The sequence below is a fragment of the Polyangium jinanense genome, assembly GCF_028435265.1.
Classification (GTDB): Bacteria; Myxococcota_A; Polyangia; order Polyangiales; family Polyangiaceae; genus Polyangium; species Polyangium jinanense.
The window spans coordinates 65,428-77,108 of sequence record NZ_JAGTJK010000045.1; the positions used below are offsets into that span (position 1 = coordinate 65,428).

Annotated in this window: 8 protein-coding genes; 7 read left to right on the plus strand and 1 reads right to left on the minus strand. The window is 66.3% G+C overall.

Annotated elements, in window-relative coordinates; translation table 11 throughout:
* Window position 1 precedes the first annotated feature (1 nt).
* Genes KEG38_RS42860 through KEG38_RS42880 form a run of 5 tightly spaced genes read left to right on the plus strand, consistent with a single transcriptional unit; the run spans window position 2 to window position 8,301 of the window.
* Complete coding sequence (locus KEG38_RS42860; protein ID WP_272426540.1) at window positions 2-1,210, plus strand: alpha/beta hydrolase family protein; 1,209 nt, start codon at window positions 2-4, stop codon at window positions 1,208-1,210.
* Window positions 1,211-1,222: 12 nt separating this feature from the next.
* Window positions 1,223-2,746, plus strand: coding sequence for an acetoacetate decarboxylase family protein (locus KEG38_RS56435; protein WP_272426541.1), 1,524 nt, complete (start codon window positions 1,223-1,225; stop codon window positions 2,744-2,746).
* The gene (locus KEG38_RS42870) at window positions 2,743-4,791 is read left to right on the plus strand and encodes a patatin-like phospholipase family protein (protein ID WP_272426542.1); all 2,049 of its coding nucleotides are present in this window, start codon (window positions 2,743-2,745) and stop codon (window positions 4,789-4,791) included. The genes KEG38_RS56435 and KEG38_RS42870 overlap by 4 nt, the downstream gene beginning before the upstream one ends.
* Window positions 4,788-6,563 carry a GMC oxidoreductase gene (locus KEG38_RS42875; protein ID WP_272426543.1) on the plus strand — a complete coding sequence of 592 codons (1,776 nt, stop codon included), beginning with the start codon at window positions 4,788-4,790 and terminating at the stop codon, window positions 6,561-6,563. The genes KEG38_RS42870 and KEG38_RS42875 overlap by 4 nt, the downstream gene beginning before the upstream one ends.
* A gap of 13 nt (window positions 6,564-6,576) precedes the next feature.
* On the plus strand, window positions 6,577-8,301 hold the full coding sequence (locus KEG38_RS42880) for a hypothetical protein (RefSeq protein ID WP_272426544.1): 1,725 nt from the start codon (window positions 6,577-6,579) through the stop codon (window positions 8,299-8,301).
* Window positions 8,302-8,356: 55 nt separating this feature from the next.
* Here the strand turns inward: KEG38_RS42880 and KEG38_RS42885 are convergent, their stop codons facing one another.
* Window positions 8,357-9,358 carry a hypothetical protein gene (locus tag KEG38_RS42885; protein WP_272426545.1) on the minus strand — a complete coding sequence of 334 codons (1,002 nt, stop codon included), beginning with the start codon at window positions 9,356-9,358 and terminating at the stop codon, window positions 8,357-8,359.
* Between the two features lie 151 nt (window positions 9,359-9,509).
* Between KEG38_RS42885 and KEG38_RS42890 the strand changes: the two genes are divergently transcribed.
* Entirely contained in the window at window positions 9,510-10,274 is a 765-nt protein-coding gene (locus tag KEG38_RS42890; RefSeq protein ID WP_272426546.1) for a hypothetical protein, read from the plus strand.
* Window positions 10,275-10,343: 69 nt separating this feature from the next.
* Window positions 10,344-11,678 carry an aminotransferase class III-fold pyridoxal phosphate-dependent enzyme gene (locus KEG38_RS42895; RefSeq protein ID WP_272426547.1) on the plus strand — a complete coding sequence of 445 codons (1,335 nt, stop codon included), beginning with the start codon at window positions 10,344-10,346 and terminating at the stop codon, window positions 11,676-11,678.
* Window positions 11,679-11,681 lie beyond the last annotated feature (3 nt).

The following is an 11,681-nucleotide window of genomic DNA, read 5'->3' on the forward strand; positions in this document are numbered from 1 at the left end:
CATGTCATGCTCGTGCGGCGGTGCTGACGGGCGCACCGGCACGCCCATTCCGGGCCAGGAGACCGCCGCTCTGTGCCTGAAGGTGTGCGCGCCACGGCGCCCTCCACCCATTGACCCGGTGGGGATGTCATACCATGTCGATGCAGAAGGTGCACCAATGCAACCCGCGACCTCCCCTGCACGCCACTACAGGGAGCGCACGGTACCGTTTCTGGCCAGGGACGGGCGGCCGCTCAACCTGGTTCACGTCCGGGGTGAGCAGGAGCCTCGCAAGGGTCCCGTGGTGCTCGTCCATGGGGCGGGCGTGCGTGCCAATATCTTCCGCGCGCCCGTCGAGCAGAGCCTCGTCGATGCGCTCGTGGCCGACGGTTACGACGTGTGGCTGGAAAACTGGCGCGCGAGCATCGACCTCGAGCCCACCGAGTGGACGCTCGATCAGGCTGCCGTTTTCGACCACCCGAGCGCCATCCAAACGATCGTCCGGGAGACGGGCCGCGACGAGGTGAAGGCGATCATCCACTGCCAGGGCTCGACGAGCTTCATGCTGTCGGCGGTGGCCGGGCTCGTCCCGCAGGTGAAGGTCATCCTCACCAATGCCGTGTCCTTACACCCCGTGGTGCCGCGCGCTGCGCAAAGGAAGTTGAGATATGCCGTCCCGTTCGTGTCGCACATGACGCCCTATCTCGACCCGCAATGGGGCATCTCGGTGCACGGCATCACGCCCCGGTTCATCACCCTGGTCGTGAAGGTCAGCCACCACGAATGCGACAACCTCGTGTGCAAGCTGGCGAGCTTCACCTATGGCACGGGGCACCCGACGCTCTGGCGGCACGAGAACCTGAACGTCGAGACGCACGAGTGGCTGAAACACGAGTTCGCCAAGGTGCCGCTCACCTTCTTTCAGCAAATGAACGCGTGCGTGCGCGCGGGGCACCTGGTGCCGGTCGAGGGCTACCGGGAGTTACCCGAGGACGTGGCCGAGCGCCCGCCGGAGACGGATGCCCGCTTCGTGTTTTTCGCCGGGGAACGCAACGAGTGTTTCCTGCCCGAGAGCCAGCGGCGCACCTACGAGCACATGTCGCGCCGCCGGCCCGGCCATCACGCGCTGCACGTGCTTCCAGGTTATGGCCATCTCGACGTCTTCATGGGCAAGGACGCTGCCCGAGACGTGTTCCCACTCATTCTCGCCGAATTGGACAGGCCGGTGTGAAGGAGCAATGCCATGTGGCTCATGCCAGGACGAATCAAGCAGCAGGAGGGGCGTTATTCGCGGGTTGACGGGATCCCCTATGAGCTGCCCATCAACTCCCAGTCGTCGCCGGCCATGATGTCGGCGTTCACCATCGATGCACGGAAGGCCGCCGCGCTGCTGCCCGGCAACGAGGTCCACCCGCTCCGGCTGTGGGGCAACAAGGGCGTCCTGTTCGTCACGGTCGTCGACTATCGCGAGACCGATATCGGGCCCTACATCGAGTTCAGCCTCGCCATCGCGTGCACCTACGGGCCGAAGCCCGCGCCCGCGCTTTTGCCGCTGCTTTTTCAGAAGCGGTACCGGCTGGGGCAATACGTGATGGACCTGCCGGTGAGCACGGAGATCTCCGTGAAGGGCGGCAAGGGAATCTGGGGCATGCCCAAGCACCAGGCCAACCTGGACTTCCGCATCGACGAGCGCACGGTCAGCAGCCAGTACGACAAGGATGGCCAGTTCGCGGTGCGCATCGAGATCGAAAGGCCCCCGCGGACCCGGCTCTCCCTCCGCGCGAGCGCGGCCAACTATTGCCAGTTCCGCGGCATGCTGATGAAGTCCTATATCTACTTCCACGGGAAGTTCGGGTTCCGCCTCGGGCGCCGAGCTTCGGCCCGGCTCACCATCGGGGACCACCCGCGCGTGCAGCCGCTCCGGACGCTCGGGATTTCCGAGAAGCCGTTTTTCGTGGGCTACTTCCCGGCGTCGAGCGGCGTGCTGGACGACCACTTCGAGTGCTGGTTCCTCAGTTATCCCAAGCTCCCCGCCGCGCAGCCGGAGGGGCTGGAGAGCGTGGTGGGCCTCGGCCTGAGCCAGCAATGGCTGCCGCCTCCGCGTGAGCCCGCGCTCGAGGCTCCCAAAATGCTCGAGGCTCCCCAGGCGGCCGAGGCGCCCCAGCCGCGAAAGCCTGCCCGGGAGAACCTCGGCACGGAAACGCACGCATTCAGGCGCGTGGTTTTCCGCACGCTCAATGCATGCCTCTTGTTCCTGTGTGCCTCGATGTACCTGGGGACCGGCTGGTCTCTGGTGTTGTTCTCGTTCCCCATCGCGCCGCTTCTCACCGTGGACAACTATTACCTTCAGTTCGTACCGCAGGTGACGGCGGCCACGCAGTTCTTCACCTGGATGACCCTGGTCATGCTGGCGTCCGCAGGGGTCCTGTTCGTCCAGGAACGTCACACGCGGCTACGCTGGTATCCGGCCATCGCCTTCCTGTCCGTGGTGGCCGCAACGTTGCTCACCCGGTTCGTCATTTTCCGGTACAATGCGGAGATGGCCGCGGGGATTACCGATCCCGAACGCCTCGGCGAGGTGCTCGCCGCGTGGATGACCACCAATCGCATTCGCGTGGCCCTATGGACGGTCCAGTGGCTGGCCATGATGGGCTATTTCGCGCACAAGGTGCTGCGGGCGGAGCGGCCCACGCGCATTTTGGCGAAGAAGGAAACGCCCGAGGGGCCCAAACCCCACCGGTGGGTGGAGGCGGAGGTCCGGCCATGAATGCGCGGGCCGAGCGATGGCTGCGCTGGCTCCTCGGGGTCATCGGCTTGAGCACGGTGGCGAGCGGCGCCGTGCAGCTCGTCGCCCCCGGCTTCGTGCTCGGGGTCATGGGTGGTGTGTCGAGCCCGACGAGCCGCCATTTCTTCGGCATCGTGGGCATGTTCATGGTCCTCTTCGGAGGCATGCTGCTCCAGGCAGTGGCGCGGCCGAAGGAGAGCTCGGCCGCCTTCCGGTGGGTCGGTTTGCAAAAGCTAGGTGCATGCGCGGCGGTGAGCCTCGGCGTTTTCCGTGGGCTCTTCTCGCCGATTGCGCTGAGCGTCGCCGGCTTCGACCTCCTCTCCGCGGCATTGGTGTTCGGTTACCTCGACCTCCTGCGCCGCCCCGCGCGAAAAGACGTGGTCTACAAGCGCCCGCCCGTGGCGCCCTCCGCCGGGGAGCTACGCCCCTCTACGCTGCCCGTCACCGCGGCGCCTCAGGCGAATGAACGAAAACGAGCGCTCATCCTCGCCGGCGGCGGAATGCGGGTCGCCTGGCAAGCGGGGGTCCTCCGCGCCCTCGAGGACGCTGGAATCGCCTTCACGCACGCCGACGGCACCTCGGGCGGCATCATCAACCTGGCCATGCTGCTGTCCGGTCAATCGCCCGCGGAGATGTGCAATCGCTGGCGAACGCTGCGCGTGAAGGACTTCGTGTCCTTCGTCTCTCCGGAGAAATATTTCGAGGCGTGGGACATGGAAGCGCTCGGCGACGCGGACGGTATCGTCGAGCGCGTATTCCCGCACCTCGGGATCGACGTGAACGCGATCCGGGCCCATACCACGCTGACGGGCACGTTCAATGTCTGCGACTTCGCGCGCAAGACGAACGAGGCCATCCCCCACACCCAGGTGGACCAGGAACTACTCGTGGCGGGCATTTCGCTGCCCATTTTCATGCCCCCCATCCGCCAGGGCGGGAGGGTCTACATGGATTCCGTCTGGATCCAGGACGCCAACCTGCTCGAAGCGGTACGGCGAGGGGCCGATGAATTGTGGGTGCTGTGGTGCATCGCCAACACGCCCACCTACGCGCGCGGGGTGTTCCATCAGTACGTGCACATGATCGAGCTGAGCGCCAACGGCGCTCTCTTCGAGCAGCTCGAACGCCTTCAGGAGATCAACGACCGCATCCGGGCTGGCGAAGAGGTGTGGGGCCACCGCCGACCCATCGTGGTCCACCTCATCAAGCCCGAGCAACCCCTGCCGCTCGATCCAGAGTTCTATGCCGGGCACATCACCGCCGGCTCGCTCATCGACATGGGATACGCGGACGCCTGTCGATACCTGCAAACGCGCGCCGAGCAAGGCCTCTCACTCACACCGGAGATCACGCAAATGTACCCATCCGGAGCCGACCTCGCCTTCCGCGAGACCATGTCCGGCCCGCTGGCGCTCGGAGAGACCGATCCCGTCGCCGGGGCCGGTAGCAACAGAGCCGATCCATTCACGTTCCACGCCACCATCAGCGTGGACGACATGGATGCATTCATCCAGGATCCGCAACACGCGGCGCGGCTCGTGGCGCACGTCTCCTTCCCGCCCTTCGGGGACGACATCCCCGTGAAGCGTGGGAGTTTCAACCTGTTCAGGTCGGGTGACACCCCGAATACCCGGCTGATGACCTATGGCATGGCCTTCGACCACCAGGGCCGCGAATATTACCTGGCCGGCACCAAGACCATTCGCGACGACGCGGGACCCGACCTGTGGCGCGACACCACCCGACTCTATTGCCACCTCCACGAGGGCCCGGACGAGCGCGGTCCCGTGGTGGGCGCGGGTGTCCTCGAGCTCGGCGTGCGCGACGTGCTCGACCTGGTGTCCAGCATGCGCTCGTTCCGTGGCGAAGGCGAAGGGCTGAAAGCGGTGGCACGCTTCGGCCAGTTCTTCTTCGGCACGCTCTGGGATGTCTACGCGCCGCTCGCCAAGGAGCGCGAGGAAAAGGAGCGCGAGGCCTCGAAGCGGGAAGCCTCGGCCGCGCCGGGAGGAAAAGGGGCCTCGTCATGAATTCGCAACGTGAACATTTCGACGTCATCATCGTCGGCTCCGGCTTCGGCGGCTCGGTGATGGCCTACCGCCTGGCCGAGGCCGGCCTCCGCGTCTGCGTGCTCGAGCGCGGCAAGGCTTACCCTCCGGGCTCCTTCCCCCGCAGCCCGCACGCCATGCGCCATAACTTCTGGGACCCGAGCGAGGGGCTCCACGGGCTTTTCAATCTGTGGTCCTTCCGGGGTCTCGGCGGCGTGGTGGCGAGCGGACTCGGCGGCGGCTCGCTCATCTACGCCAACGTCCTCTTGCGCAAAGACGAGAAGACCTTCATTCACGAGAACCTGAAGGACGGCGGTTACGAAGACTGGCCCGTCACGCGCGCCGACCTGGATCCGCATTACGACGCCGTGGAGAAGATGCTCGACGCCCACCGCTATCCGTTCGAGCACGAGCCCTACCGGCACACCCAGAAGACGATCGCGATGAAACTGGCCGCCGAGCGGATGGGTCGCGCGAGGGATTGGCAGCTTCCCCCGCTGGCGGTGACCTTCGCCAACCCCGGCAAGCACCTGCCCATGCTGCCCGTGCCCGGCGAGCCCATCGAGGAGCCCTACCCCAACCTGCACGGCCTCACACGCACCACCTGCCGGCTGTGCGGAGAGTGCGATATTGGTTGCAACTTCGGGAGCAAGAACACCCTCGATTACACGTACCTATCCGCGGCGAAACGCCACGGGGCGGACATCCGCGTGCGGCGCGAGGTGAAGGCATTCTGGCACGAGGATGGAGAGTACATCGTCGAATGCGTCGATTACACGGGGGTGCACGAGGACGAGCGACCCGAGGTGCCCCCCTCGGGCATGCCTCGCGAGACGCTGTCGGCAGACCGGCTCGTCCTCGCGGCCGGGACCTTCGGGACGACCTATCTCTTGCTGCGCAACCGGCATGCCTTTCCGGGCCTGAGCAAGCAGCTCGGGACGAGGTTTTGCAGCAACGGCGACCTCTTGGGCTTCCTCCGCAAGTGCACGGATAGCAGCGTGCGAAAGCGCGCGCCGCGCTTCCTGGACGGCGGCCATGGCCCGGTCATCACCAGCGCCCTCCACATCCACGACGATGACGCGACGGAGGGGGGTGACGGCCACGATTACTACATCGAGGATGCTGGCTATCCGGAGTTCGTCAACTGGCTCTACGAGGGCAGCAATCAGCTCGCGTTGATACGCCGCTTCACGCGGCTCGGCCATCGGCTCGTGAAGGGATGGCTGAGGCTCAACGCGGACAGCGACGTGAGTGAAGAGATCGCCGAGGTGCTCGGCGACTGCATCGGCTCGGCCACCTCCATGCCGCTCCTCGCCATGGGCCGTGACACCCCCAATGGGCAAATGACCCTGACGAAGAACGGGATGCTCGACATCGCCTGGACCATGCGGGACTCGTCCCGCTATTTCGCGGATGTCCGGGAGACCATGGCGGAAATGGCACATGTGCTCGAGGGGCGGCTGATGCAGAATCCACTCAGCTACCTCAGCCGCGTCATCACCGTGCACCCGCTCGGAGGCTGCCCCATGGGACGCGACGAGTCCGTGGGGGTGGTGAACGCCGAGGGCGAGGCATTCGGACAACCTGGGTTGTACGTGGCGGATGGGTCGGTGATGCCAGGCCCCACGGGTGCCAATCCCTCCCTCACCATTGCCGCCATGGCCGACCGCTTCGCCGACCGCCTCCTCGAACGATCTCGCCGCGTATCGCCCACCCGAGACAGCCCGTCTCCTCCGGAGCTCGGCGCACCCTGAAGGACGGCGATCGATGAGGAACGCAGCGCGTCCGCCGGCACGGCGAATGGTGAGCTGGTTCGACCCGTTCATGCTCGTCAAGATGGCCTTGCGGGCCGCCTTCTCCGAGCTGATTGGGAGGCAGGCGGATCGGCGGCTGCTCGACGCGCTCGAGGCTCCCATGACGGAGCCCAGTGACTTCTCCGTCGACGCGAACGGCGGGCTCCGCGAGGAGGTCTGGTTCGATTACGTGGCGGATCTGGGTGACGGGTGGAATTCCACGTATTCGGTCGCCCTCGCGGTCTCGCGAAAAACCCTCACGCTGCGGGACGCGGCGGGCCTGGAGTACGAAACACGCGGCGGTGAGATTCTCGTCTTCGGAGGAGACGCCGTGTATCCCGTGGCGAGCGTGAATGGCTACGAGGAGCGGACCCTCCGGCCGTACGCGGCAGCGCTGCGCGGGCAACGACCCCCGCCGCACCTGTTCGCCATCCCAGGCAATCATGACTGGTACGACGGGCTGACCTCCTTCGTTCGTCTGTTTTGCCAGGGCCGTCATCCGGCTGGCCTTCCGACCCGGCAGCGTCGGAGCTACTTCGCCGTGAAACTGCCTCACGGGTGGTGGCTCCTCGGCACGGACATGCAGCTCGAATCGGACATCGACGCGCCGCAAGTTCGCTACTTCCAGGCCATCGCGGCACAGATGCGTCAGGAGGACCGGATCATTCTGTGCCACGCGGAGCCCGCTTGGCTGTGGCCGCAAGTAAGGCCGCCAGGCGACCGGACCGACCTCGAGAACAACGTCGAATTCCTCCAGAGCCGGGTGCTCGGCAAGAAGGTGAGCGTCTTTCTCGCCGGAGACCTCCACCATTACCGGCGGCACGAAAATCACGAGGGCCGCCAGAAGATCATCGCGGGGGGCGGAGGAGCATTCTTGCATCCGACGCACATCCCCCGGAAGGAGTTTCAGCTGGCGGATGGCTTCACCCTGCGCGCGTGCTTTCCGAGCATCGCGGCGTCGAGGCGGATTTGCTGGCGAAACTTCGGTTTCTTGTGGAAGAACCCCAGGTTCGGGGTCTTCACGGGCATCCTCTACGTGCTTTTGGTATGGCCTCTCATGGCAGACGCGGGTGTCGGCTCCGTGTCCTCCGAAACTTCATCGCCCCTACGGGGCACGGCGCTCCTCGATCCGGTCTTTTTGCTCGTCACGGCGGTGCTCATGCTGGGCCTCATCGGCTTCGCCGATCGCCGTTTCGGCCGCCTTCGTGGACTCGCGGGGCTCTTGCATGGCCTCATGCATTTGACCGCGGCGCTCCTGATCGCCCGGGGCACCACGCTCCTCGCGGGCTCCGTCCTGGGCCTGCCATTCCCGAGCCCTCAGCGAGACCTGCTCTGCGTTGCGCTGATCTTCCTCGGCGGGTTTTTCATGGGCCCGACCATCATGGGTCTTTACCTGCTCGTCTCGCTGAACGCCTTCGGTGCCCATCCGAACGAGGCATTTTCGTCGCTGGCGATTCCGGACTGGAAGAATTTCCTCCGAATCCACATCGATCGGGATGGGCGCCTGTGGATCTTCCCCGTCGGGATCCGGCGCGTGACGCGCGCATGGAAGCCGGCAAGCTCCGTCGACGACCCAGAATGGGTGGCCGACCCGAGGGACCGGCGCGCCACACCCCCAGCGCTCATCGAGCCGCCCATCGTCATCGAGAGATCGGCGGCGCCTCCACGCGACGCGGGACGTGCACGCGTGTCCAAGTGAGCATACCCGGGACGCCCCCCCGCTTCGGGCATCCCTTCTCCGCCACTAGCTCCCTTCAGAACGCACAAACCTCATCCGAAACCCGCACCGTGCACACCATCTCGTTGCACCGCAACGTCCCGAGGCAGTTCCCGTCATCCATGCACGCCTCGCCCTCGATCGCCTTCCGCTTGCACGTCCCGTTGTCGCAGAACGCGTATTGCAGGCATTCATTGTCCATCGTGCACGCCGTCCCATCGCCCGGGAGCTGCACGCATTTGCGGTCCGTCGGGTGGCAATAATCGTCGAACCGCACGCACGCGCCCTGCTGCAGCGAGGGATTGCACTGCCCGCCGCGGTTTTGCAGCAGGTAACAAGTCTGCGGATTGCCGCCGACGTCGCAGCGCATCCCGTCCTTGCATTGGTCGACCGCGTCGCACGCGTCGCCGTTGTCCTTGCGCGCCTTGCACGTGAACGGCATTGCGGCTTGATCACAATAGGCCGACGCGACGCACGGGTTCGTCGTGCAATCGCCGCCCACCGCCACGAGGGCCGGCCGCTTCTTGCACACGCCGAGCGTGCAGACGCCGCCGCCCGTGGGCATCGACGTGTCACAGAAGCTATCGCCCGCGCACTCCTCCGCGAGCAGGCACGCCTCGCCCTCGCGCACCGTGCCGACGAACATCCCCGCGCACGCGTCGGAGATGCTCTTCAGCGACGTCGCGCGCGTGTCGCACGCGTATGCGCGCACCGCTTCGACGCACGCGCGACCCGCCGTCGGATCGTACGTCACGAGCCCGAGCACCGCGTCCGTCAGGAGCTGGAGCGTCTCTTGCTCGTCGCCCTGCGTCGCGTCGCACGTGGGCTTGTCCGGCGAAAGCCCGCACCGCACGTGTTGCTCGCACGTCGCTTGCGCGAGCTCGTCACGCAGCGCGTCGAGCGGGATCGGCCCGGGGCCCGCCGGAGGTTCGTCCCCGCACGCGCCGAGCGGCGCGGCGAGCAGAAAGAGCGCCGAGAGCCGAAAGGCAAGCCCGGTCTTGATGCGAGGCAAAGGGAAAGAACGTGAGTGGATTTTCATGATGCGCGAGTGTACCGGCCTCCGCGCCCTGGAAAAGGTTTTCCGCGCGGGCTCGGGCTGGAGTAGCTTCCTCGCATCACACCGGTCAACGCTTGGGGCTTCGGATCGCCTGCGGCGTCCTGCGCCCCAAACCCCCAGGAGGTCTCCACCCATGGTTCGCTCCCTCGCCGCCCTCACCTTCGTGCTCGCACTCTTGCCGGCCTGCGGCCCGGCCCCGGAACCCGTCACGCCCGAAGGCGGCGGTGAAAACGCCGCGAAGGAGCCCGCCGCCGAGGAGAAGAAGCCCGCGGAAGAGGCCCCCGCCGCCGAAGCAAAGCCCGAGGGCGAAACGCCCGCCGCCGAGGCGAAGGCGCCCGAGCGCAAGCCCGCCGAAGCGAAGGCGCTGAGCGAGTCGGAGTCGCTCGCGAAGGAGATCATCAAGGGCGGCGGGCGGCGTATCGGCTGGTCCGCGTCGAAGAAGCTCTTCGTCGTGCCGATGGAGAAGCGCACGGAGTCGACCGGCAGCCTCGACATCCACTTCTACGGAGAGGACGGGCAGAGCCGCGATCCGATGCGCGTCTGTCAGCCGGGCGAGTGCGAGGAGCACCTCGACGAGAAGGTCGCGGAGGTCCTGCCGAAGCTCGCGCAGAAGCTCGAGGAGGGCCAGTTCGTGGCGATCCGCAGCATCGGCTGGCCGGACAACCGCGACGAGCTCGACGTGTCGAGCCTCTCGATGAAGCTCAAGTGGTCGAAGGGCAAGATCGAAGGCGTGAAGGAAGGCCAGAAGCCCGTCGCGTTCACGGCCGTCGGCGGCAAGCTCGACATCTCGGCGCTGAAGGCGATCTACGTCGTGCCCGACTCGAAGCTGCTCGGCGTCTTCGGCACGCCGTCGAAGCCGGGTTTCGTCCAGACCTTCCACGTCGTCAAGATGCCCTGACGAGCCGGAACGGGCCTCACCAAAAACCGTCGTTCCGTCGCGCTCGGCGATGTCCTAGGATGCGCGGTCATGACCGACGACATCTCCGAGCTCACGGCGAGGCATACCTACGGCACCTGGCGCGCGCAGCGCGGCTGGAAGCCCCTGCATGTCACGAAGGCCGAGGGCTGCCATTTCTGGGACGCCTCCGGCAAACGATACCTGGATTTCTCGTCGCAGCTCGTCTGCTCGAACCTGGGCCACCAGAACCAGGCGGTCATCGACGCCATTTGCGCGCAGGCCAAGGAGCTCGCGTTCATCGGCCCCTCGTACACCTGTGACATCCGCGCGAAGGCCGCGCTGAAGATGCTCGAGGTGATGCCGAAGGGGCTCGACAAGTTCTTCTTCGCCACCTCCGGCACCGAGGCGAACGAGGCCGCCATCAAGATCGCCCGGCTCTACACGGGCAAACACAAGATCATCGCCCGCTACACCTCGTACCACGGCTCGACCGCCGGCTCGATCGCCGCGACGGGCGACCTGCGCCGCTGGTTCGTGGAGCCGACCGGGAAGATCCCGGGCGTCATTTTCGGGCCCGAGGCGAATTGTTATCGGTGCCCGCTCCAGCAAAAGCAGGGCACGTGCGGCACGGCCTGCGCCGATTACCTCGCGTACATGATCGATCACGAGGAGAACGTCGCCGCGATCATCGTGGAGCCGATCGTCGGGACGAATGGCGTGCTCGTGCCGCCCCCGGACTACCTGCCGAAGCTCGCCGAGCACGCGAAGAAGCGCGGCGTGCTGCTCATCGCGGACGAGGTGATGACGGGCTGGGGCCGCACGGGCAAGTGGTTCGCCGTGGAGCACTGGGGCGTGACGCCCGACATCCTGACGACGGCGAAGGGCGTGACGAACGCGGCGATGCCGCTCGGCGTGGTCGCGACGAGCCGCGCGATCAGCGATTATTTCGACGACAACTACTTCGCGCACGGCCACACCTACGAGGCGCACCCGCTCACGCTCGCGCCCGCGGTCGCGGCGATCGACGAGTACAAGCGGCTCAACCTCATCGAGCGGTCGGCGAAGATGGGCGAGCTGCTCGGCCAGAAGCTCAAAGCGCTCGCCGAGAAACATCCGTCGATCGGCGACGTGCGTGGCCTCGGCCTCTTCTGGGCCGTGGAGCTCGTCAAGGACCGCACGACGAAGGAGCCGTTCAATACGCCGCAGGACAAGGCGCAACGCAAGCCCCTCGTCATCGACGCGGTCGCCGCCGAAATGACGAAGCGCGGGGTCACGGTGCTCGCGTGGGTGAGCCACCTCGTGATCGCGCCGCCGCTCATCGTGACCGAGGAGGAGCTCGACGAGGGCGTGGCCGCGCTCGACGCCGCGCTCACGATCGCCGACGAGAAGATCGCGGCGCGCTAGAGC